23 protein-coding genes and 1 riboswitch are annotated in these 22,326 nt (G+C 68.6%); of the genes, 18 read left to right on the top strand and 5 right to left on the bottom strand.

What is annotated here, in order from left to right:
• Positions 1-28: 28 nt before the first annotated feature.
• The 4 genes from EYS42_RS02110 (at position 29) to tssG (ending at position 4,173) form a co-directional block, all read left to right on the top strand.
• The gene (locus EYS42_RS02110; RefSeq protein WP_130966197.1) at positions 29-589 is read left to right on the top strand and encodes an Hcp family type VI secretion system effector; all 561 of its coding nucleotides are present in this window, start codon (positions 29-31) and stop codon (positions 587-589) included.
• A gap of 101 nt (positions 590-690) precedes the next feature.
• On the top strand, positions 691-1,128 hold the full coding sequence (gene tssE / locus EYS42_RS02105; RefSeq protein ID WP_165456603.1) for a type VI secretion system baseplate subunit TssE: 438 nt from the start codon (positions 691-693) through the stop codon (positions 1,126-1,128).
• Between the two features lie 4 nt (positions 1,129-1,132).
• On the top strand, positions 1,133-3,058 hold the full coding sequence (gene tssF / locus EYS42_RS02100; protein WP_130966195.1) for a type VI secretion system baseplate subunit TssF: 1,926 nt from the start codon (positions 1,133-1,135) through the stop codon (positions 3,056-3,058).
• A gap of 35 nt (positions 3,059-3,093) precedes the next feature.
• Positions 3,094-4,173, top strand: a complete 1,080-nt coding sequence (gene tssG / locus EYS42_RS02095; RefSeq protein ID WP_245503462.1) for a type VI secretion system baseplate subunit TssG — start codon at positions 3,094-3,096, stop codon at positions 4,171-4,173.
• 38 nt (positions 4,174-4,211) lie between these two features.
• On the opposite strand, the gene EYS42_RS02090 is transcribed toward tssG, so the two are convergent.
• The gene (locus EYS42_RS02090) at positions 4,212-4,424 is read right to left on the bottom strand and encodes an oxidoreductase-like domain-containing protein (RefSeq protein ID WP_165456602.1); all 213 of its coding nucleotides are present in this window, start codon (positions 4,422-4,424) and stop codon (positions 4,212-4,214) included.
• A 71-nt stretch (positions 4,425-4,495) separates the two neighbouring features.
• Between EYS42_RS02090 and EYS42_RS02085 the strand changes: the two genes are divergently transcribed.
• On the top strand, positions 4,496-5,344 hold the full coding sequence (locus EYS42_RS02085) for a hypothetical protein (RefSeq protein WP_130966194.1): 849 nt from the start codon (positions 4,496-4,498) through the stop codon (positions 5,342-5,344).
• Complete coding sequence (locus EYS42_RS02080; protein ID WP_130966193.1) at positions 5,341-6,186, top strand: hypothetical protein; 846 nt, start codon at positions 5,341-5,343, stop codon at positions 6,184-6,186. Before EYS42_RS02085 ends, EYS42_RS02080 begins: the two co-directional genes overlap by 4 nt.
• Here the strand turns inward: EYS42_RS02080 and EYS42_RS02075 are convergent.
• Positions 6,110-6,880: an oxygen-binding di-iron domain-containing protein gene (locus tag EYS42_RS02075; RefSeq protein ID WP_130966192.1), complete on the bottom strand. Its 771-nt coding sequence runs from the start codon at positions 6,878-6,880 to the stop codon at positions 6,110-6,112. The two genes, EYS42_RS02080 and EYS42_RS02075, sit on opposite strands and share 77 nt — an antisense overlap.
• A gap of 81 nt (positions 6,881-6,961) precedes the next feature.
• The gene (locus tag EYS42_RS02070) at positions 6,962-7,852 is read right to left on the bottom strand and encodes an NAD(P)-dependent oxidoreductase (protein ID WP_130966191.1); all 891 of its coding nucleotides are present in this window, start codon (positions 7,850-7,852) and stop codon (positions 6,962-6,964) included.
• A 162-nt stretch (positions 7,853-8,014) separates the two neighbouring features.
• Here EYS42_RS02070 and EYS42_RS02065 point away from each other — a divergent pair, with 162 nt between their 5' ends.
• On the top strand, positions 8,015-9,010 hold the full coding sequence (locus tag EYS42_RS02065) for a GGDEF domain-containing protein (RefSeq protein WP_130966190.1): 996 nt from the start codon (positions 8,015-8,017) through the stop codon (positions 9,008-9,010).
• 328 nt (positions 9,011-9,338) lie between these two features.
• Here the strand turns inward: EYS42_RS02065 and EYS42_RS02060 are convergent, their stop codons facing one another.
• Both EYS42_RS02060 and EYS42_RS02055 read right to left on the bottom strand, forming a co-directional pair.
• Positions 9,339-9,677, bottom strand: coding sequence for a cell division protein ZapA (locus tag EYS42_RS02060; RefSeq protein ID WP_130966518.1), 339 nt, complete (start codon positions 9,675-9,677; stop codon positions 9,339-9,341).
• Between the two features lie 11 nt (positions 9,678-9,688).
• Entirely contained in the window at positions 9,689-9,928 is a 240-nt protein-coding gene (locus EYS42_RS02055) for a cell division protein ZapB (protein ID WP_130966517.1), read from the bottom strand.
• Between the two features lie 40 nt (positions 9,929-9,968).
• A riboswitch (cobalamin riboswitch) is annotated at positions 9,969-10,209 on the top strand.
• A gap of 65 nt (positions 10,210-10,274) precedes the next feature.
• On the opposite strand from EYS42_RS02055, the gene EYS42_RS02050 reads away from it, so the two are divergent.
• From EYS42_RS02050 to EYS42_RS02000, 11 genes are all read left to right on the top strand, one after another.
• Entirely contained in the window at positions 10,275-12,161 is a 1,887-nt protein-coding gene (locus EYS42_RS02050; protein WP_130966189.1) for a TonB-dependent receptor domain-containing protein, read from the top strand.
• Positions 12,161-12,724, top strand: coding sequence for a bifunctional adenosylcobinamide kinase/adenosylcobinamide-phosphate guanylyltransferase (gene cobU / locus EYS42_RS02045; RefSeq protein ID WP_130966188.1), 564 nt, complete (start codon positions 12,161-12,163; stop codon positions 12,722-12,724). Before EYS42_RS02050 ends, cobU begins: the two co-directional genes overlap by 1 nt.
• Entirely contained in the window at positions 12,721-13,635 is a 915-nt protein-coding gene (locus EYS42_RS02040) for an ABC transporter substrate-binding protein (protein WP_130966187.1), read from the top strand. Before cobU ends, EYS42_RS02040 begins: the two co-directional genes overlap by 4 nt.
• Entirely contained in the window at positions 13,632-14,651 is a 1,020-nt protein-coding gene (locus EYS42_RS02035) for a FecCD family ABC transporter permease (protein WP_245503461.1), read from the top strand. The genes EYS42_RS02040 and EYS42_RS02035 overlap by 4 nt, the downstream gene beginning before the upstream one ends.
• A 2-nt stretch (positions 14,652-14,653) precedes the next feature.
• Positions 14,654-15,421, top strand: a complete 768-nt coding sequence (locus tag EYS42_RS02030) for an ABC transporter ATP-binding protein (RefSeq protein ID WP_130966186.1) — start codon at positions 14,654-14,656, stop codon at positions 15,419-15,421.
• A gap of 16 nt (positions 15,422-15,437) precedes the next feature.
• Positions 15,438-16,796, top strand: coding sequence for a cobyrinic acid a,c-diamide synthase CobB (locus tag EYS42_RS02025; RefSeq protein ID WP_130966185.1), 1,359 nt, complete (start codon positions 15,438-15,440; stop codon positions 16,794-16,796).
• A 184-nt stretch (positions 16,797-16,980) separates the two neighbouring features.
• Positions 16,981-17,550 carry a cob(I)yrinic acid a,c-diamide adenosyltransferase gene (gene cobO / locus EYS42_RS02020; RefSeq protein WP_130966184.1) on the top strand — a complete coding sequence of 190 codons (570 nt, stop codon included), beginning with the start codon at positions 16,981-16,983 and terminating at the stop codon, positions 17,548-17,550.
• 9 nt (positions 17,551-17,559) lie between these two features.
• On the top strand, positions 17,560-18,597 hold the full coding sequence (gene cbiB, locus EYS42_RS02015; protein WP_130966183.1) for an adenosylcobinamide-phosphate synthase CbiB: 1,038 nt from the start codon (positions 17,560-17,562) through the stop codon (positions 18,595-18,597).
• The gene (locus tag EYS42_RS02010; RefSeq protein WP_130966182.1) at positions 18,594-19,748 is read left to right on the top strand and encodes a pyridoxal phosphate-dependent aminotransferase; all 1,155 of its coding nucleotides are present in this window, start codon (positions 18,594-18,596) and stop codon (positions 19,746-19,748) included. Before cbiB ends, EYS42_RS02010 begins: the two co-directional genes overlap by 4 nt.
• On the top strand, positions 19,745-21,280 hold the full coding sequence (locus EYS42_RS02005) for a cobyric acid synthase (RefSeq protein ID WP_130966181.1): 1,536 nt from the start codon (positions 19,745-19,747) through the stop codon (positions 21,278-21,280). The genes EYS42_RS02010 and EYS42_RS02005 overlap by 4 nt, the downstream gene beginning before the upstream one ends.
• An 84-nt stretch (positions 21,281-21,364) precedes the next feature.
• A complete protein-coding gene (locus EYS42_RS02000; RefSeq protein WP_207301087.1) occupies positions 21,365-22,240 on the top strand; it encodes an ABC transporter substrate-binding protein in 876 nt (291 codons plus the stop codon).
• The last annotated feature ends 86 nt before the right edge of the window (positions 22,241-22,326 follow it).

Here is a 22,326-nt window from a genome sequence, read left to right as displayed (position 1 = left end):
TCCATAAACATTCACGGAAGGAAAGCCTGTGAAAGACATCTACATCGAATTCAAGAACTCGGCCATCAAGGGTGACGTGCGCGACGCTGCCCATGGCAGCAACTCGGCCACGGGCCAGAACAGCAAGCCGACCATCGAAGTCGATTCGTGGAAGCACCTGATCCGTCAGCCCAAGTCGGCCTCGTCGTCGACCTCGGGTGGCCACACGTCGGAGCGCTGCGAGCACGAAGAAATGACCTTCGTCAAGGACATCGATTCGGCCAGCCCCAAGCTGTGGCAAGCCGCCTCGCAAGGCCTGGTCACGCCTGAAGTCGAGATCACCTTCTACCGCGCCAGCGGCCAGACAGGTTCCTTCAACACCGGCACCACCAACGCCCGTGTGAAGTACCTGGTCATCAAACTCAAGAACGTGCTGATCTCGTCGGTGGCCCCCTCGGTCACGGAAGAAGGCATCCCCAAGGAAACCTTCGGCCTGAAGTACTCGTCGGTGGAATGGACTTACTCGGCTTCGAAGCTGGACGGCAGCCAGGGCGCAGTCACCGGCACCGGTGCCTGGAACCTGGCCACCAACACCGCCACGTTCGGCTGATGCTGAACTGACGGTCAAAACTTAAAAAATCAAGGGAGGACAAGCGGCGGCCGTTGGTCGCCGCTTGCTTCATGTCGATGGCGTTGTTCAGCCTCAATCTGATGGAAAAGCTCCTGGGAGATGCCCAGGGCGAGGTGGTGCACACCTCGGTCGAGCGTCTCAAAGACAGCGTGGCGGGCGACGTCGAGCGCTTGCTCAACAGCCGCTGTGGCCTGCAGCCGGAAGCCCTCGATGGGATGCCGCAGTGCCAGCAGTCGGTGCTGTCCTACGGGCTCAAGGATTTCGTGGCCTTCAGCCTCAGCAGTGAACACGATCGCCAGGCCTTGTGCCAGGACATCCAGCGCAGTCTGGCGCTGCACGAGCCCCGCCTGCGTCAGGTGCAGGTGGTGGTGTCGCGCACCGACGGCAGCACCCAGCGCCTGCACTTTGGCATCCGCGCCTTGCTGGTGGCCCACGAGGCCATGGAGCCCGTGAGTTTCGATGCGGTGCTGTCACCGCTCACCCAGCGCTACCAGGTGCAGCGCCCCCTGGGAGGTTGACGCCATGCAGGCCTTGTTGCCCCATTACGAACGCGAACTGGCCTGGATGCGCAAGTCGGCCCAGCAGTTTGCACAGGCCTACCCCCGCATCGCGTCGCGCCTGCAACTGGGCCACGACATGGCCCAGGACCCGCACGTCGAGCGCCTGATCGAGTCGTTTGCCTTGCTGGCAGCTCGCGTGCACAAGCGCCTGGACGATGATTTCCCCCTCGTCACCGAGTCGCTGCTGGAGGTGCTGTACCCCCATTACCTGCGCCCGTTTCCTTCGTGCTCGGTGGCGCGTTTCGAGCTGGGGCCTCAGGCGGCCCAGCTCACGCGGGCGGTGAAGGTGCCGCGCGGCACCGTGCTCAACAGCCGACCGGTCAAAGGCGTCGCCTGCAAGTTCCGCAGCACCCAGCCGTTGGCCCTGTGGCCCGTGCAACTGGTGAAGGCCCAGTACCGCAATGCCGTGGCGGCTCCTGCGGGCACGCGCTTGCCGTCGGCCGCCACCTCGGTGTTGTCGCTCAGCCTGCAGCTGATGTCGCCTCAGGCCCGTTGGGACATGTTCAAGGGGCAGACTTTGCGCGTGTACCTCGATGGCGAAGCCTCTTTGGTCAGTGCCTTGCGCGAAACCCTCACGCGCCAGGTGTGCGCCGTGATGGCTGAGACGCGCCCCCATGTGCCTTGGCAGGGCCCTGCACGCCGGGCCGATGCCGGTGGCATGCCCCAGTCGGCATTGCCCACGCTGGTGGGCTTTGGCGAAGACGAAGCCTTGCTCGATGTCGACGCCCGGGCGCATCCGGCCTACCGCTTGCTCACCGAATACTTCGCCTTCCCCGAGAAGTTCAACTTCGTGGACCTGCCCATGCCCGATGTGGGCCCTGACACCATGTCGGGCTCCGGCGGCGACATCGGGCCTGGTGGCGGCATGCTGACCCTGCACCTGCTGGTGCAGGGCGTGCGGGCCGACTCCGACACCTCGCGCCTGCTCGAAAGCGTGCAGGCCGACAACCTGCAGCTGGGTTGCACGCCGGTCATCAACCTGTACCGCACGCCCGCCGACCCCATCCGCATCACGCACACCTCGGTGGCCTACCCGGTGCTGGTCGATGGCCGGCGACCCTGGGCCCACGAGGTGCACAGCATCGACAAGGTCTACCGCGTGCGGCAGTCGCCCGATGGTGAGCAGGTGGACACTTTCGAGCCTTTTTTCTCGCTGCGCCACCCGCAGGTGCTGCAAGGGGGCGAGGGCGCGGAGCCGGGAGCGCGGCCCGGGCGCTACTGGTGGGTGCGCCGTGACGACAGCATCGCCGACACCAGCCCAGGTCACGAGACCGAGCTGGCCCTGGTCGACACCGAGTTCCAGCCGGCGCTGCCACAGACCGACACCCTCAGCCTGCAGGTGTGGGCCACGCACCGCGATCTGCCCACCTGGCTGACCGTGGGCGCACAGGGGGGTGATCTGTTTCTGGAAGGGGGCTCCCTGGCCCGCGAGATCCGGCTGCTGCGCAAACCCACGCCCACCTTGCGTTTCGAGCGTGGGCAGGGGCTGCTGTGGCGCCTGGTGTCGCACCTGTCGCTGAACCACCTGTCCATCAGCCAGGGCGGGCTGGAGGCCTTGCAGGAAATGTTGCGCCTGTACGACCTGCCGCGCTCCACCGCCAATGCCCGCCAGATCGAAGGCCTGGTGGGGGTGAGCCACCGCGCGGCCACGGCCTGGCTGCCGGGCAAGCCCTTTGCCACCTTCGTGCGTGGCACCGAAGTGCGCCTGGAGGTTGAAGAAAGCGCATTCGTGGGCTCGGGGCTGGGCGCGCTCGTGGCGGTGCTGGATCACTTCTTTGGCCTGTATGCGCACCTCAACAGCTTCACGCAGCTCACGGTGCTGTCCGCCCGCAGCGGCGAGGTGCTGATCCAGTGCCCACCACGCAGTGGCGCCAGGGCTTTGCTGTGAGCACCTTGCCACCCCCTTCAAGGGCCAGGCGGGCGGTGCCATCACCGCTGGCGCTCCTGCAGTCAGAGCCTCAGCGCTTCGGGTTCTTCCAGGCGGTTCGCCTGCTGCTCCAGGCCCATGGCCGTGACGACGCCCTGGGCCAGCAGATCCGCTTCCGGAACTCCCTGGCCTTGTCGTTCCCTGCCAGCGAGATCGAAGCCTTGCGGTGCGTCGGGCCAGGGCCTGCTGAAACACGCGCCGATGGCGCGGCAAGCGGCGCACTGGATGCCAAGTCGGGTGGGGCACCTTTGCCAGGCACTTACGAACTCACCCCGGCCTTCATGGGCCTCTTGGGTGGGCAGGGCGCCTTGCCCACGGCCTACACCGAATCGCTGCTGCACCGCGAAGCTGAAACGCGTGACGACGGGGCCCGGGCCTTCCTCGACCTGTTCGCCAACCGCATGGTCGGCCTGTTCCACCGCGCCTGGGAAAAGCACCGCCTGGCCTTGCGCTACGAGCGAGACAGTCAGCAGCATTTCCTGCCCATGGCGCTGGCCCTGGCAGGCTTGGGACAAAAGGCTTTGCGGGGGCGGCATGACGGTGCCACGCATGGCGTCGCTGACGAGGCCCTGGCTTACTTTTCAGGGGCCTTGCAGCAGCGCACCCTGTCGGCCGAGCAGCTGCAACGCCTGCTGGCCGATTACCTGCAGGTGCCTGTGCAGCTGGAACCCTTCGTGGGCCAGTGGGCCGAGGTGCCCCAGGAGGGGCGGTCGCTGCTCGGGCAGCAGGGCGGGGTGCTGGGGCAGTCGGCCTTGCTGGGCGGGCGGGTGTGGCAGCGTGATCTGCGGGCCCGCCTGGTGCTGGGCCCTCTGAGCCAGGCCGAGCATGCGCGCTTCAGGCCGGGCGGCGAGGGCGCGCGCGCGCTGGCCTCCTGGCTAGCGCTGTGCCATGGCGTGAGTGTGGCCTTCGAGGTCCAGCTGGTGCTGCAGCGCGATGCCGTGCGAGGGTGCAGCCTGGACAGCGCCCGCGCGCCGTTGGCAGGGCGTCTGGGCTGGGACACCTTCTTGCTGTCGGGCCCCAGCACCGCCCACCGCCACGACGTGGTCTACGAGATCCAGCCTGGCGCGCAGGCCTGAGCCGGTTCACCACCATGCCGGACCGCAGAGGCCCCTGGTCAGTCGGTACCCAGGATCAGTTCGGCTTCTTGCTGCCAGTACAACGCAGCGTCGTACCAGCCTTCCCACACGCAGCCATTGCAGCCGCGGCCGCAGCAGGTGGTGGGCTCGGGAGGAGGCTCGCGCAGTGTTTCGCCGCGGCGGGCCGCTTCGGCTTGCAGGCGCTCGAACATGGCGCGTGCCGAGGGCAGGTCGGTGAAAGGAAGGCTCATGCCGGGGGGGCCAGCGTTGCAAAGCCCGTATTGTGCAGTGCTCGGGCCATGCGCTGGGTTAGAGTGGTCGCATGTTCGGACGTCGTGCTGCCCCGGTCACCTGGAAGGCCCTCATCTTCACCGCGCTGGTGCTGGTGCTCCTGATGAGCGCGGTGGCGGGCCTGTGCGGCTGGTGGGCCTGGCGGCACATGGCGGCTCAGGTCACGCTCAGGCACCAGCCCGCCCTGGTGCGCCTGCCCGATTCCCTGGCCGTGCAGGCCGAGGTCAGTCGGGCGGTGCGGGTCAAGGTCGATCAGGTGCTGCCCGTGTCGGTGCCCATCGACGAACACGTGAGCATTCCTTTTCCTGACCCCGTGCCCGTGAAGGTGCACGTGGAAACCCAGGTGCCGGTGTCGATCGACGTGCCTTTCGAGCATGTGTTCGCCATCGACCAGACCATCGACCTCGACACCACGGTGCGCACCAAGGTGCTGGGCTTTTCCGTGAACGTGCCCATCCGAGGCAAGGTGCCGCTGAAGGCGCAGGTGCCGGTCAAGCTGGTGGTTCCCGTGCGTCACACCCTGCCCGTGTCCCTGGACGTACCAGCCCAGGTGACCTTGACCGAGCCCATCCGTGCGCATGTGCAGACCACGGTGAAGGCGCAGATCCCGATCCGAGAGTCGCTGAGCCTGCCGTTGACCGAGCCCCTGCAGGCCACCTTGCGCTTCCCGCGGCAGGAGGTGAATGTGGCGCTGGTGCACACCGAGGTGCTGCTGCCTTTCGATGCGATCACGGTGGCGCCCACCAGCGGCTGGGCGTCGCTGGTGCCCGAGCGCATGCGCCCGTGGGCCCCCCGTGCCGTGCGCGCCTTGCCACCGGGCATGGCGGCATCGGCGGCCTCGGCCCTTGAGCGGCTGGACCTGCTGGAGGTTCGGCCGTGAGCCCAGGCGCAGCGGAGGCTGAACAGGGTGGGGCGCCTCACCCCGAGGGCGATGCAAGGGGCTGGCACCGCGGCGTGGGCTGGCCTGCGCTGATCGGGGTGTCTCTGTTGATCCTGGCGCTCTGGCTGGCCTTGGTGGTGAGCCTGCTGTGGTGGTGGCGCGACCACTGGCAGGGCCTGGCCCTGATCGACGGCCTGCCGGTTCACATCGAGCTGCCAGCCGGGCTGGAGGCGAGGGCCGAGGTGCATTCCGTGCTCAACACGCATGTGGACCTTCGCCAGCGCGTGGTGGTGCCGATCGATCAGATGCTGCAGGTGCAGGTGCCTGGCCCCATTCAGGCGCGGGCCCGTGTGCACGCCCAGGTGCCGGTGCGCACCTCGGTGGCCCTGGACGCCGTGATCCCGGTGCGGACCGAAGTGCAGGCCCAGGTGCCGCTGGTGTCGTGGTTGCCCGCCATGACGGTGAACCTGCCCGTGGCCTTCGATGTGCCCGTGAAGGTGCAGGTGCCGGTGGACACGGTGGTGCCGCTGGACCTGGACCTGGCCGTGCGCACGGAAGTGCCCGGCACGCTGAACGTGCCCCTCAAGACCCGGGTGCATGCCACCGTGCCCGTGAAGGCCGATCTGCGGGCGCAGATGACGCGCGAAGCCAGTTTCAACCTGTCTCGCGGCATCGACGACCTGCCCATCGTGGTGACCAAGGGGCTGATGCACCTGCCGTTCAATGACGTGAGCTGGTTGTTGCGCGACGGACGGCCTTTGCCCATCACCTGTCTGGGATGGCGTAATGGCTTTGTTGCATCAGATCGATGCCGCAACTCAGGGTCTGAACCCACGCGATGAACTCACCCACGGCCGCACCGGCCATCGGGGCACCGTGCTGTGGCACGATCATGTCGATGGGCAAGGGAGCCACCATCTGGGCCCACCAGCGCAGCACCTTGCCCGACACCATGTAGCGCTTGTGAAAACCCGCCATCGACGGGATGTGGTCGGCCAGCGAGGTGACCACCTGTCCGCCACGCAGGTCGGTGCGGAACGACGCGCCCAGATCGCCTGAAAACAGGATGCGACTGACCGGGTCGTAGAACTGGAAGTTGCCTTCGGCGTGCAGGAAATGGGCTGGCAGGGCGATCAGCTCGCTGTTCCCGATGGGGATGCGCATGCCTTCGTCGGGGATGCCACGCACGCGCTGGACCGTTTTACCAGGTTTGCAGAAGTGCGGGCAGAAGCGCTCCCACACCCGCGAGATGTACAGCGGTGCGCTGGTGGCCGTCATCCAGCGGTCGAGCGAGGCGATGATGTCCGGGTCGGCATGCGAAGCGATGATGGCGGCCAGGCGCTGCGGCGCGAAGTGCCGCGACACGCCCAGCAGCAGCTCGTTGTAGGCCATGTTGCCCCCTGGGTCGATGATGGCCCCGGTGTCCTCGTTGACGATGAGGAACTGATTGGACGGTACGGCGTCACCGGCGTCGGCGCTCAGGTCTGTGAACATCAGGCACCGGTGCCGGTCGTCTCGGTAGAGCTCGTGGGCCATGGACTTCGCCTCGATTTTCTGGGAAAGGCGACAGTGTCGGCATGGCGCGCTTGCGCGCCTTGATCGCGCTCAAGGGGGCGCTCAGTGGCCCGTGCGGTGCGGCTGCAAAGCGTGCAGGTGTTGGAAAAGTGCCGACTGGTCCTGCTCGCCCAGCCCCTGGTCGAAGGCCGCCCGGTACAGCGCGGTCAGGTGCTCGGTGATGGGGGCGGCAAAGCCCAGCTCGGCGGCGGTGTGCATGGCGTTGCGCAGGTCTTTGAGTTGCACGGCCAGCGAGCCGCGTTTGGCGAAGTCGTGCTCGACCATGCGCAGGCCGTGCACCTCCAGGATGCGGCTTTCGGCAAAACCGCCGCGCAGGGCTTCGCGCACCTTGGCCGGGTCGGCCCCGCCGCGTTCGGCCAGCAGCAAGGCCTCAGCCACCGCGCCGATGGTGATGCCCACGATCATCTGGTTGGCCAGCTTGCACAGCTGGCCACTGCCGGCCGGGCCCACGTGCACCGGGCGCCCCAGCACCTCCAGCACCGGTCGGGCGGCCTCGAATGCACCTGCATCACCGCCGGCCATGATGGCCAGTGTGCCGGCTTCGGCACCCAGGGTGCCGCCCGACACCGGGGCGTCCAGGGCGGTGCAGCCGAGGGCTTGCAGCCGGGTGGCATGGGCCTGGGCCTGGGCTGGCAGGATGGAGCTCATGTCGACCACCAGGGTGCCGGGTCGCAGGCCGCTGGCCGCGTTGGGCAAGTCCTCGCCAAACAGCACCTGGCCCACCGCGTCACCGTCGGTCAGCATGGTGATGACCAGGTCGGCGTCTTGCACGGCCTCGCGCGGGGAGGGGGCCAGGCGGGCGCCTTGGGCCACCAGCGGTGCGGCTTTTTCAGGGCTGCGGTTCCAGACGCTCAGGGGGTGTCCGGCGGCCAGGAGGCGGCGGGACATGGGCAGGCCCATGAGGCCGATGCCCAACACTGCGATCTTCAGCATGGGATGTAATCCGAAAAGTTACCCAAAATCATCATTTGTGCACGGAAAAAAGGTGGTTCATCCCTTGTTTGAAGGGCGGTCGCCCTCGGCGATTTGCGCCAACATGCAGGGAGCTTTCCGAACCCTTGTTTCGCGGCTGCAGGACAACAAACGATCAACAACATGGCCGATTCTCTCGCGACCTGGATGCCTCCTCTGGCTTCGCTGGACGATGCGCTGCTTCGCTACCTGGACCAGACCGGCGTGGCCGTGCTCGTCAAGGACCTGACCAGCGGGCGCTTCACCGCCGCGTCGCCTTGCGCGCCTCGCGTGCTGGTGGCCAGCCAAGACATCGTCGGCCAGACCGACGCCGAGCTTTTTGACGCCGTGCAGGCGGTGGCCCTGAGGGCAGCCGACCAGCAGGCCGTGGCCCTGGGCACGGCCTATGCCGGTGAACACCGCATCGAACGCCATGGCGAGCGCCGCGAGTACGTGGTGTGGCGGCACCCGGTGCCCGCCAGTGGCGAACAGGGGCCCCGCATCCTGAGCTGTTGGCAGGACGTGACCGAGCAGCGCAAGCGCGACGTGCTGGTGCAGGCCACGCTGGCCCAGCTCGAAGAGCAGCAAAAGGCCAACGCCGAACTGCGCCGCGAGATGCAGGACAACCAGGTGCGCGACTCGGTGTCGGGCCTCTACCACCGCGCCCACTTCGAAGAGCAGTTGCGCCGCGAGGCCGACCTCTCCAGCCGCGAGCAGCGTGAGTTCGCCATCGTGTCGGTGTCCATCGATGGCATGGACCAGATCCGCGAAACCTACGGTGCCGACAGCTGCGAGCGCGTGGTCGAGGCCCTGGGGCGCCTGCTCAAGGCCAACACCCGTGCCATGGACTCCCCATGCCGCCTGGGCGGTGACCGGTTCACCGTGCTGCTGTCGGGCGTGGGCCTGGCCACGGCCCACTCGCGCATGGAACACCTGCGCAAGGCCTGCTCGCAGCACATCGTGGCCTTCAATGGCCAGCAGATCCCGTTCACCGTGAGCATGGGCGTGGCCAGCTTCCCGCACACCGCGGGTTCAGTCGAAGAGCTGATGCGCAGTGCCGACCGCGCCATGGCCGCGTCGCGCGCCAAGGGCGGCAACCACCTGACCCTGGCCAGCATCCAGTTCGTGCCGGCCACCTGAGGCCAGCGCAGGGCGACCCACCCAAGCAAAGAGCCGGCAGTGCCGGCTCTTGTCATGTGTTCAAGGCGTTCGTCGCGCACCAGTCGCCGCACTCCTGAACCCAGGGGATTCAGGTGGGCGAGGTCAGCAGCACGTTGGGTTCATCTGACGCGAGACGATCGCACCTGTGCCGCAATGTTCCAAGCCCTGGCTCAATGAGCATCGGTTCAAGGAAATATAAGCTTCCGCGAACGCGACGAACACCTGCATTGTAAGGCGGTGGGCTTGGTGCGAGCCGCTCAACACCGCAGTGCTTGCGGGTTTTGTTGACAGATCGGGCGTGGGCTTGTCAGAGCAGGTGGCCGTCGCCATTGAGGGCGGCATCGAGGCGGCCGATCAGCTGGTCGATGTGCTCGGCTTGCTCGGTGCTGGTGGGTGCGTCGCTGGCGCTCGAGGCCTCGCGCGCGGGTGCTGCGGCGGCCTGGGCCTGCGTGCCGGCCAGCTCGAAGGCCAGGTTCAAGGCCGACAGCACGGCGATGCGTTCGCGGGCGCGCAATTTGCCAGCATCGCGGATGCCGCACATTTCCTTGTCGACCCGGGCCACGGCTTCCTTCAGGCGTTCTTCGCCGCCTTCCGGGCAGCCCAGCAGGTAGCTCTGGCCCATGATGGCCACTTCGATCTGTTTCATGCCGGGGCGGTTCATGGCTGGTCGGTCGGGGTGTCGGTGGCGGCCTGGTCGGCGCTGGCGGGCAGCTTGTCGATCAGGGCGTCGATGCGGTGGCGTGCGGCGGCCAGGCGGGCCTTGAGCGAATCGCGCTCGTTGCTGACCACCGCCAGCTGCTCTTGCAGCAGGGCATTGGTGCGCTGCAGTTCTTCGTGGCGAAGCAGCAGGCGTTCGACGCGGTCGAGAAGAGGATCGATCCGGGACATGGCGGGCAGGGCAGGGCCAGAGGAGTTGGTCATTGTAGGGGGCGCACGCACTACAATGCGGCCTGTTGGTGCTCGTGCCGGGGTTCTTCCCGGTGCAGTTAAACGGGAAGCAAGAGGGTCTGCCGCATCGCCGATGCCAGCCTGACTTGCGCTGCCCCCGCAACGGTCGGCGGTCAGCCATGCCCTGCATGGCTCGCTCGTGTGCTCTGCCACTGGTGGTTCGCTCCACTGGGAAGGCCTCACGGGTTGCATCGCCCAGCCCGGATACCGGCCAGCAAGGGGTGTGCCTGCGTGCGCGCCATGTCGTCCAGTGCCTGCGGGGATGCAGGTCAGGGCTCGCTGATCCTTTTCTGTCATGTCGATCTCTCACTCGGTGCCGCGCGCACCCGGGCTGCGTTCTGCTTTGTCGATGGCCATTTCGGGCCTGTTGCTGTCGAACGCGTGGGCGGAATCGCCCGTGTTTCAACCTTTGCCGGAGCAGGTGGTCACGGCCTCTCGCTTGCCACAACCCGTCTCCGAGGTGCTGGCCAATGTGACGGTCATCGGGCGTGATGCCATCGAGCGTGCAGCAGGCACCAGCGTGGCCGATGTGCTGCGCGGTGTGCAGGGGTTTGAAATGGTGCGCAATGGCGGACCAGCGACCACCACCAGCCTGTTCCTGCGGGGCGCCGAGAAGCGCCACGTGCTGGTGCTGATCGACGGCGTGCCCTTCGAGTCGCAAACCACCAGTGGGGGGGCCGGTTGGGAGGCTCTGCCGTTGGCTTTGGTCGATCGCATCGAGGTGTTGCGCGGTCCCGCCAGCGCGATGTATGGGTCTTCTGCGGTGGCCGGTGTGGTGCAGATCTTCACCAAGCAAGGCGCTGGCAAGCCCCAGGCCAGTGTCGGCATGGGGCTGGGCACCCAGGACTTGGCGCAGGCCGACGTGGCCTTGTCCGGGCACTGGGGCGCTGTGGACGCGGCTTTCGGCGCTGCGGGCAGCACGCTGTTGGGCCCGTCTTCGCGACTCAATGCCGTCATCGGTAGCCGTGCCGCAGATCGTGACGGTCAACGCGATGCGTCGGCGAATCTGAACCTGGGCTGGCGCGTCATGCCAGGCCATCGGCTGAGCGTGGGCTGGTTGCAGAACCACAGCAACAGCCAGTACGACGCGTCCACCTCGTCGAAGAACGATGACCGTGTGTTGCGAGATCTGACGCAGGGAAACCTGGGTTGGCAGGCCCAATGGGCAGGCGGTCTGCGTTCGCAGGTGTCGATCGGGCAGACCACCGACCGTTACCAGACCACACCCTCGCAAGCGCTCAACGAGACCAGCACCCGCACGGCTTCAGCCCTGGTCGAGCAGCGCCTGGGCGCACACACCGTACGGGCCGTGGTGGATCATCGCCGCGAGACTTTTTTCAACCTGACTGCTTTGGCGCCTGCTCAAAAAGGCGTCTGGCCCGCCCGGGAAGACCTGGGTGTGTCCCTGGGGCACGAATGGCGTGCGGGCCAGTGGGGCACCGACCTGGCTGTGCGGCAGGACGACGACAGCGAGTTCGGCCGTCATCACACCGGGCACGTGGGTGCTCGTTACCAGCTGGCACCCGGATGGCAGCTGACCGGCAGTTGGGGCACGGCATTCAAAGCGCCGACCCTGTACCAGCGCTTCAGCTACTACAGCACGCCTGGCCTGCAGCCCGAAAGTTCACGTACCACCGAGCTCAGCCTGAAGCATGACCGTAACGGTGTGCAGGCCGCCGTCACGGCGTACGACACCCGAATCGACCACCTCACCGACTTCGTGTCTCGGCCGGCGGCATCCGGCTGCTTGCGCGCGTCGGTCGATGGGTGCTACATGGACCTGGGTCAGGCCCACCTCAAAGGCGTTGAGTTGATGGCTTCTGCGCCCTGGTTGGGCGTGCGTTGGCAGGGCAGTGTCGACCTGGGGGTGCCCAAACGGGTGAGCACCGATGCCTTGCTGGACCGCCGTGCCCGTCAGCGTGCGACCTTGCGCGCCGAGTCGGACGTCATGGGGTGGCAATGGGGCGTGCAGGCTCAAGCTCAGTCCTACCGCATGGACGCAGGCAACCGACTGGCAGGTTACACCGTGTGGTCCGCTGATCTCAGCCGTGCGCTCGATGCAGAGTGGAAGCTGGTGGCCCGTCTGGACAACCTGACCGACCGTCGATACGAGCTGGCACGCAACTATTCGGTGACACCCCGTGCCGTGTTCGTGGGCATTCGTTTCACACCGAGCCTGTGATGACCATGCACCACCTCATCGTTGGCGGGCAACGCAGCGGCAAGTCGCGCCATGCCGAGGCGCTGGCGCAGCGCTGGCTGATGCAGCCTGCGGTGGATGGCCACACGCGTGAGGTGGTGGTGGTGGCCACGGCCCTGGCCTGGGACGACGAGATGCGCGCGCGCATCGCCCGCCACCAGGCCGAGCGCCCCGAGGGCATGCGCACGGTGGAAGAGCCGCGTGCCCTGACGGCCGTGCTGCAGCGTGAGGCGGCACCGCACCGCCTGCTGCTGGTCGATTGCCTGACGCTGTGGCTGACCAACTGGCTGATGCCGGCCGAGGGGCCGGGCGATGTGGCCGCCTGGCGTGCCGAGCGCGAGGCCCTGTTCGCCACCTTGCCGCAACTGAGCGGCCCCGTGGTGGCTGTGTCGAACGAGGTGGGCTGGGGCGTGGTGCCCATGGGCCGCGAGGTGCGCCAGTTTGTCGATGAACTGGGCTGGCTGAACCAGGGCTTTGCGGCCCGGTGCAGCGACCTGACCTTGATGGTCGCCGGGCAGCCCTGGCACCGTCCGGTGGTGGCATGAGCGGGCCCGCGGTGTTGAGGCTTCTGTGGCGCACGGCCCGCTGGGCTGCCGCGGTTGCCATGGCTGTTGCGGGCTCGGCCATGGCTGCGCCCGTGCAGGTGGTCGATGACCGGGGCGTGAGCGTGCAATGGGCGCAGCCGCCGCAGCGCATCGTGACCTTGCTGCCCTCGCTGACCGAAACGGTGTGCGAACTGGGCGAATGCGCCAAGGTGGTGGGCACCGACCGTTATTCGACCCACCCGCAGGCCGTGCGCAAGCTGCCCAAGCTGGGCGGCCTTGACGACGCCAGTGTGGAAGGCATCGTCGCCTTGCGGCCCGATGTGGTGCTGCTGGGCATTTCCTCGCGCATCATCGATCGGCTCACGGCCCTGGGCATCAAAGTGGTGGCCCTGGAGCCCCGCTCGCAGCCCGATGTGCAGCGCGTGATCGGCAAGGTGGCCACCGTGCTGGGCAAGCGACCGGAGGGCGATCGCCTGTGGCGCCGCATCGAAGGCGAGCTCAAGGCCGCGGCCGCTTTTGTGCCACCGGCTGCCCGCGGTCAGACCGTGTACTACGAGGTTGATGCCGCGCCCTTTGCCGCGGGCGAGTCGTCCTTCATGGGCGCCACGCTGAAATCCTTCGGGCTGGTCAATGTGGTGCCCGCGTCCATGGGCCCTTTTCCCAAACTGAACCCCGAGTACGTGGTGCGCGCCAACCCGGCCCTGATCATGGTGGCCTCGCGCAGTGCCACTGCCTTGCCGCAACGGCCAGGCTGGTCGGGCATCGCCGCGGTGAAGCAGCAGCGGGTGTGTGCCTTCTCGCCCGACGAGACCGATGTGCTGTCGCGCCCCGGGCCCCGCATGGGCGAGGCCGCACGCGTGATGCTCAAGTGCCTGCAGCGCCTGTGGCCTGCAGGGCAGGGGGCGCGATGAGCCTGTTCATGGCTTCGGCCCAGGCCTCGCAGCCAGCGGCCTTGTGGCGCCTGGTGCTGGCCTTGCTGCTCTCGACCATGCTGGCGGTGCTGGCCAGCTTGTCGGTGGGCAGCCAGGGGTGGGAGCCTTTGCTGTGGCGCCCCCCGGTGGACAACGCCGACATGGCCACCCAGATCCTGTGGGACATCCGCGCGCCGCGCACCCTGGGCACCTGGTTGGCCGGTGCCTTGCTGGGGCTGTCGGGCGCGCTGGCGCAAGGTCTGTTCCGAAACCCGCTGGCCGACCCCTACCTGCTGGGCAGCTCTTCCGGGGCGGCCATGGGCGTGGCCCTGTGCATGGCCTGTTTCGGGCTCAGCCCCATGGGCATGGCCTGGTGGGGGCGCCTGGGCCTGACCGGTGCCGCCTTCCTGGGCAGCCTGGCGGCTGTGCTGTTGACGCTGGCCCTGGCGCGCGGCGTGCTGCACACCTTGCGCCTGCTGCTGGCCGGCGTGGTGGTGGGGGTGGTGCTGGGCGCGCTGAGCGCCATGACCATGCTGCTGGTGCCCGACATCATGCGGCCCATGCAGGCCTTCATGCTGGGCACCACGGGCTTTCTGGGCTGGCCCGCCGTGGCCGTGATGGCCCCGGTGCTCGGGGTGACCTTGCTGATGGCCCTGGGTGGCGCACGCGCACTCGACGCCCTCAGCCTGGGTGACGCCGTGGCGCGCAGCCTGGGCGTGCCCATGGCCTGGGTGCGCAATGTGCTGGTGCTGGCGCTGGCCTTGAGCACAGCCACTGCGGTGGCCCAGGCGGGGCTGGTCTCCTTCGTGGGCCTAGTGGCCCCGCACCTCGTGCGTGCCCGCGTGGTGCTGACCCATGGCCCCCTGCTGGTGCTGTCGGCCGCCATGGGCGGGCTGCTGCTGCTGTGCGCCGACACCGTGGCCCGCTGGGTGTGGGCACCGCAAGAGTTGCCCGTGGGGGTGCTGACCGCCGTGATGGGCGGCGGCTACCTGCTGTGGCGCATGCACCGGAGCTGACCATGCTGAGTGTTCAAAGCGTGTCCGTGCAGTGGCCCCGACAGGGCGAGGCCTTCGCCTTGCAGAGCGTGTCCTTGCGCCTGGCCCCAGGGCGCTGGACGGCCATCGTCGGGCCCAACGGTGCGGGCAAATCGACCCTGCTCAAGGTGATAGCCGGCCTGCAGGCCTGCACGGGGCAGGTGCTCTGGCAAGACCGTGCCCTGGCCGATTGGCCACTGCGCGAGCGCGCCCGTTTCGTGTCCTGGCTGGGCCAGGCCGAAGGCGGGGGCGACGACCTGCGCGCCATCGATGTGGTGGCCCTGGGCCGCATGCCGCATCAGGGTTGGCTGGCGGCCCCCACTGCACACGACCAGGCCGTGGTGCAGCAGGCCATGCAGCAGACCCACTGCTGGGCCTGGCGCGACCGCCCGCTGTCGCACCTGTCGGGTGGTGAGCGCCAGCGGGTGCTGCTGGCACGTGCCCTGGCCGTGCAGGCCCCTGTGCTGTTGATGGACGAACCGCTCAGCCACCTCGACCCGCCCCACCAGGCCGACTGGCTGGCCATGGTGCAACAGCAGCGCAACGCGGGCACCACCGTGGTCAGCGTGCTGCACGAACTGAACATGGCCCTGATGGCCGATGAACTGGTGGTGATGGCCCAGGGCCGGGTGCTGCACCAGGGCTCACCCCACGATGCCGCCACGCGCCAGGCCCTGCAGGCCGTGTTCGACCACCGGGTCAGCCTGCACCAGGTGGTGGGCCAGTGGGTGGCCCTGCCTTTGATTGTCTGAACTTTTGTTGACGCACATGCCTTCACCTTTGCAACCTCCCGCCTTGGCCTCTGGCCCCGCCGGTGCCGTGTCGTGCCCGGCCCTGCTGGTCAGCGCACCGGCTTCCGGCCAGGGCAAGACCACGGCCACCGCGGCTCTGGCGCGCTGGCATGTGCAGCAGGGGCGGCGCGTGCGCGTGTTCAAGACCGGCCCTGATTTCCTGGACCCCATGGTGCTGGAGCGTGCCAGCGGCCACCCGGTGTTGCAGCTGGACCTGTGGATGGGGGGCGAAGCCCATTGCCGCCGTCTGTTGTGGGAAGCGGCCCAGCAGGCCGACGTGATCCTGGTCGAAGGCGTGATGGGCCTGCACGATGGCAACCCCTCGTCGGCCGACCTGGCCCTGACGCTGGGCCTGCCGGTGCTGGCCGTGATCGATGCGGCCTCGATGGCCCAGACCTTCGGTGCCCTGGCCCTGGGGCTGGCCCAATACCGGCCCGGTTTGCAGGTGGCCGGCGTGCTGGCCAACCGCGTGGGCAGCACGGGCCATGCCCAGATGCTGCAGGAAAGCCTGCCCCAGGACATGGCCTGGTTCGGCGGCCTGCCGCGCGACGAAGCCCTGCAGCTGCCTTCGCGTCACCTGGGCCTGGTGCAGGCCGACGAGGTGGCCGACATCGAAGCACGCCTGGACCGTGCGGCCCAGGCCCTGGGCGCCATGCAGCCCGCCATGCCGGCGCCGGTGCAGTTCCTGCCGCCGCCTGAGCTGCCCGAGCCTGAGCAGCTGCCGGCAGGTCAGCCCCTGGCCGGCGTGCGTGTGGCCGTGGCCCGGGACGAAGCCTTTGCCTTTGTGTACCCGGCCAACCTGCAGGTGCTGCGGGCGCTGGGCGCCGAGGTGCAGATGTTCTCGCCCTTGCATGACGCCGTGTTGCCCGAAGCCGATGCCCTCTACCTGCCCGGCGGCTACCCGGAGTTGCATGCGAAGGCTTTGGCCGCACGGCACGACGTGCAGGCCTGGCTGAAGGACCATGTGGCCGCAGGCAAGCCTCTGGTGGCCGAGTGCGGCGGCATGCTGGCCTTGATCGATGGCCTGACCCCGCACGAGGGCGAACGTGTGCCCATGTGGGGTCTGCTGGCCGGTGAAGGGACGATGCGCAAACGCCTGGTGAACCTGGGCCTGCACGACGTGGCCCTGCCAGAGGGCGTGCTGCGTGGGCACACCTTCCACCATGCGGCGATGGACAGCCCCTTGAGCCCGGCGGGCACCACCCGGCCGCGTCGCCTGAACGGGCAGCCCGAAGCGGTGTGGCGCCACCGGCGCTTGCTGGCCAGCTTCCTGCACCTGTACTTCCCGTCCAACCCTTCGGCGGTGGCGGCGCTGTTCGGCCCCGGGGTGCGCTGAGTGGGGCGGGTGTGCAGAAGTCGGCGTGCTGCCGGCACGGGGCGAGCCGAAGGTGTTTGTCGAACGACAGGCCTTGGACGTGGGGCGCACAGGCCCCTGCCATCGGGCGTGTCGCCCGACGATGATGTGTGTCGTGCGGGGCCGTCCCTTGGAACAGGCCCCTTTGTCAGTGTCTGGAGTCTGAATGCAGATTGAAAAACCGCCCGTTGACCGGCAAGCTGAAAAACCCGACGGCGAGCGCCGTGGCCTGATCCTCATCCACACGGGCGATGGCAAAGGCAAGAGCACGGCCGCTTTCGGCCTGGCCCTGCGCGCCCACGGCCGAGGCAAGGTCGTCAAGATCTACCAGTTCATGAAGGTGCCTTCGGCGCGCTTTGGCGAGCACCGCGTGTTCGAGCAACTGGGCGTGCCCATCGAAGGCCTGGGCGACGGTTTCAGCTGGAAAAGCCGTGACCTGGAGCATTCGGCCCAGCTGGCCCGTGATGGCTGGGCGCGTTGTGCCGAGACCATTTCGGCGGGCACGCACTTCCTGGTGGTGCTCGACGAGATCATGTACCCCATCCGCTATGGCTGGCTTGATCTGCAGACCGTGATCCAGGTGCTGCGTGACCGCCCCAGCCACGTCAGCGTGGTGCTGACCGGCCGCGGTGCGCCGCAAGAGCTGGTCGAGCTGGCCGATACCGTGACCGAGATGACCCTGGTCAAGCACCACTACAACGCGGGCGTGCCAGCCCAGCGTGGCATCGAGGACTGAGGGACGGGCATGGGCGCGGGGCAGGGGGTGTGCATGGCGGCCTGTGTGGCCTTGTGGGTGGCCTGGTGGGTCGATCGCCGGTTTGGCGAGCCACCCGTGTGGGCCCACCCCGTGGTGGTCATGGGGCGCTACCTGGGTGCCCTGGGCCCGCGCATGACCGCCTGGCCCGCCACCCAGGCGCTGCTGGGCGGCACCCTGGCCTGGTGCCTGGGCGCCTTGGGTGTGCTGGTGCTGGCCCTGGCCATCGAGGTGGGTGTGCAGGCCACCAGCCAGGCCTGGTGGCTGGCGCAATGGCCTGACGGCACGGGCTTCCAAGGCCTGCCGGGGCTGGCCCTGTGGGCGGTGCAGGGCGTGGCCCTGGGCTTGTGCCTCAAGCCCCTGATGGCCTGGCGCATGCTGGCCAGCGAAGTGGCCGCAGTGGAAACCGCCCTGGGCCAGTCTTTGCAGGCCGGGCAGCAGCGACTGGCCCGCCTGGTCAGCCGCGATGTCACGGTGCTGGACGCCACCCAGGTGCGCGAAAGCGCCATCGAGACCCTGGCCGAGAACCTCAACGACTCGGTGGTGGCCCCACTGTTCTGGTTCGTGCTGCTGGGCCTGCCGGGCGCGGCGCTCTACCGTTTTGCCAACACGGCCGATGCCATGTGGGGCTATCGCGGGCGCTATGAGTGGGTGGGCAAATGGGCCGCACGGGCTGACGACGCCTTGTCGTGGGTGCCTGCGCGCCTGACGGCCTTGCTGCTGTGCCTGGCCGCGGGCCGCTGGCCCGGTTGGGCGCAGATGCAGCACGAGGCCGCGCAGACCCCGTCACCCAATGGGGGCTGGCCGATGGGCACCATGGCGCGCTTGCTGGGCGTGCGCTTGCGCAAGCCGGGCGTTTACGCTTTGCATCCCCTGGGGCGCCAGGCGGCTGCGGCCGACACCGCCCAGGCCCTGGCATGGGCCGACCAGGCAGTGCGCCATCTGCTGTGGGCCTGCACGGTGCTGCTGGTGGCCCTGCAGGCCCTGGGCATGGGCAGCGCTGTCAACCCGGCCGGAGGTGGTGCATGAACCCGTCTGTGCACACCCCGCCCTGGGCGGCCCACGGCGGCACCGACGCCCAAGGTGTGGCCCCGCATGACTTTTCCAGCAACGCCAACCCTTTGCCCTGGCCCGAGGCCTTGCGGCAGGCCCTGGCCAGCGCCGACCGCCGCCACTACCCCGCGCCGGGCTACGAAGCCCTGTGTGAGGCCCTGGCGGCGCAGCAGGGCGTGTCGGCCCGGCGCATCGTGCCCACGGCCGGCAGCAGCGAAGCCATTCGTCGCCTGACCTTGATAGCGCACCTTCAGGGCGTGCGCACCGTGTGGGTGCCTCAGCCCGGCTATGGCGATTACGCCGAGGCCGCTCGGGCCCTGGGCCTGCGCGTGCTGCCGTGCCCCCTGGGCGAGGGGGCTGCGGCCGTGCACGCAGGTGAGCCCGTGCTGTGGTGGCTGTGTGACCCGCTCAACCCCACTGGCCGGCTGCTGAGTGCCGAACGCGTGGCCTTGCTGGCCGCGCACCTGCCCGAACTGCCGCAAGGCTCGGTGGTGGCCCTGGACCTGGCCTACGAGCCCCTGCGCATGGCCCCGCGCGATGACGCCGCCTGGGCGCCCGTGTGGCCCCAGGTGTGGCAGCTGTGGTCGCCCAACAAGGCCCTGGGCGCCACCGGCGTGCGCGCCGGATGGCTGGTGGCCCCGGCAGGACTGCAGGCCGACAGCCTGGTGCAGCGCCTGTGGCAACTGGCTCCGGGCTGGGTGTTGTCTGCCGAGGGCGTGGCCCTGTTGCAGGCTTGCCTGCTGCCCGAAGTGCAGGCCTGGCTGGCGCAAAGCCGCGCGCAGTTGCGCCTGTGGCGCGATGACCTGCAGGGCCTGCTCAAGGCGCAGGGCTGGCGCGTGGCCCCCACCGACAGCCATTTCTTTCTGGCGCGTCCGCCTGAAGGCCTGCGGGTGGACGCCGTGGCCTGGCGCGCGCAGGGCCTGAAGCTGCGCGACGCCACCAGCCTGGGTGCACCCGGCTGGTGGCGCCTGAGTGCCCAGGGCCCGCAGGCGCAACAAGCACTGGCCAGGGCACTGAGCCCGGTGTCGGCTCAGGCGCCCGTTCATGCGCCGAGCCCCGACATGCACGCTGCACTGCGCACGGTCTGTTCCGCGCCTGCCACCACCGAATCAGGAGATCTCCCATGAGCGCACGTGCCGTGATGGTGCTGGGCACCACCAGCGGGGCCGGCAAAAGCTGGCTGGCCACCGCCTTGTGCCGCTGGTATGCGCGCCAGGGCCTGAAAGTGGCGCCCTTCAAAGCGCAGAACATGAGCAACAACGCCCGGGTGGTGCCAGGTCTCGACGGTCGCCCAGGCGAGATCGGCAGCGCCCAGTACTTCCAGGCCCTCGCCGCTGGTGTGGTGCCCGATGTGCGCATGAACCCCGTGCTGCTCAAGCCCGAGAAAGACACCGCCAGCCAGGTGGTGGTCATGGGGCAGGTGCGCGACGACTTCAAGGCCGTGCCCTGGCGCGAGCGCAGCGACCTGCTGTGGCCTTATGCGCGGCAGGCCCTCAACGAGCTCATGTCCGAGCACGACCTGGTCGTCATCGAAGGGGCCGGCTCGCCAGCCGAGATCAACCTGCACGCCAGCGATTACGTCAACATGCGCACGGCCCTGCATGCGCATGCCGCCTGCCTGCTTGTCACCGACATCGACCGCGGTGGCGCTTTTGCCCACCTGTACGGCACCTTCGAGTTGCTGCCCCCGCTGGAGCGTTCGCGCGTCAAGGGTTTTGTGCTCAACCGGTTCCGCGGCGACGCCAGCCTGCTCAGCCCCGGGCCCGACATGCTGCAGCGCCTGACGGGCGTGCCCACGGTGGGCGTGGTGCCCATGTGGCGCGAGCATGGCCTGCCCGAAGAAGACGGCGTGTTCGACGACCAGGCCACCGGGGGCCCGGGCAGTGCCTTGCGGGTGGCCGTGGTGGCCTACCCGCGCATCAGCAACCTCGACGAGTTCCAGCCCCTGCGTGCCAGCCGCGATGTGCGCCTGCACTGGGCCCGCGAACCGCGTGACCTGACCGGTGTCGACTGGATCATCCTGCCGGGCTCCAAGCACACCTCGTCCGACCTGCAGTGGCTGTTCGACCAGGGCCTGGCCGAGCCGATCCGCGCCCACGCCCGCGCGGGCCGCCCGGTGCTGGGCATCTGCGGTGGCCTGCAGATGCTGGGCCAGCGCCTGCTGGACCCCCACGGCGTCGACCGTGGCGCGGGCGTGCACACCGAAGCCGACGGCAGCCAGCGCGGCCTGGGCCTGCTGGACCTCGACACCCACTTCGAGCACGACAAGCTGCTGCGAAACACCCAGGCGCGCTTCGGCCCCATGCCGCATGTGCCTCGGCCCTGGGGGTGCTGGGCGGGCCTGGCCGTGAGCGGCTATGAAATCCACCAGGGGCGCACCCGCCCTTGTGACGCGGTGTCTGGCAGCCTTGCGGCCCCACCGGCCGAGACCTTGCAGCCCGTGCTGTTCGACGACCAGGGCCAGTGCCTGGGCTGGCGCCAGGGGGCCGTGATGGGCCTGTACCTGCATGGCCTGCTCGAGTGCGAACCTGCGTTGCAGGCCTTGCTGGGGCAGGGCGTGGCCGGGCTCGACACCGTGTTCGACGGCCTCGCCGACCATGTCGACCGCCACTTCGAGCCAGGCAGCCTGATGACCCTGCTGCAGCAGGCCGCCCCATGACCGCAGGCCCCTTGACCGCTGGCCTCTCTCACCCTGAGCCTTGCGCATGGCCCGACCCTGTCTGATGATCGCCTGTTGCCCCGCATGAACGATTTCGTCCTGATGTCTGCCGCCCACCCGGTGCCCGTTTCGCCCCAACGCATGGCCGTGCTGTCGACCGAGGCGGTTGACGTGCTGTACCGCCTGGGTGTGGCCGATCGCATCGCCGGGGTCTCGGGGTTCACGGTGTACCCGCCCGAAGCCCGGCACGACAAGCCCAAGGTCAGCGGCTTCAAAACGGCCAGGCTGGCCCGCATCCAGTCGGTGCAGCCCGATCTGGTCATCGGCTATTCCAAGGTGCAGCGGGCCCTGCTCGATGAATGTGAGGCTGCAGGCCTGCCCACACTGTGGTTCAACCACCGGCACATCGAAGGCATCCATGCCATGGTCGACACCCTGGGGCAGTGCGTGGGCCGCACCGAGCAGGCCCATACCCTGAACCAGCAACTGCGTGCGCATGTGGCGCAGGTGCAGCAGGCCGCGGCGCGGCTGCCCTGGCGGCCCCGCGTGTACTTCGAAGAGTGGCACACGCCCCTGACCTGCGGCATCCAGTGGGTGAGCGAGCTGATCACCCTGGCCGGCGGTATCGACGTCATGGCCGAGCGCGCCAGGCGTGACCCGTTCAGCGCTCGCGCGGTCACGCCCGATGAGGTGCTGGCCGCTCAGCCGCAGCTGGTGCTGGGCGCGTGGTGCGGCCAGCGCTTCGACACGGCCCAGGTGCTGGCCCGCCCGGGCTGGGCTGCACTGAACGCCACCGTGCTGGAAATGCCCTCGTCAGACCTCCTGGCCCCCGGGCCCGTGGCGCTGGAGCGTGGCCTGGCCCAGATGTTGGCCGCCATCTGCCGCGTGGTCGGCACCACCCCCGAAGCCCTCGGCTACCAGGGGCCGCTTGACTGGCGTGCCCCTGCTGCGGCCCACTGAGCCTGGCCCATCACCCCATCACACCTGACGCCCACCTGTCGCCCGCCTTTCGCCTGCAGTCAGCCGATTCCTGAACCCATGCCTTC

This window comes from Aquabacterium lacunae (assembly GCF_004310865.1).
Classification (GTDB): Bacteria; Pseudomonadota; Gammaproteobacteria; order Burkholderiales; family Burkholderiaceae_C; genus Aquabacterium; species Aquabacterium lacunae.
Note: the sequence above shows the minus strand (reverse complement) of the source record. Positions and strands in the feature narration are given on the sequence as shown.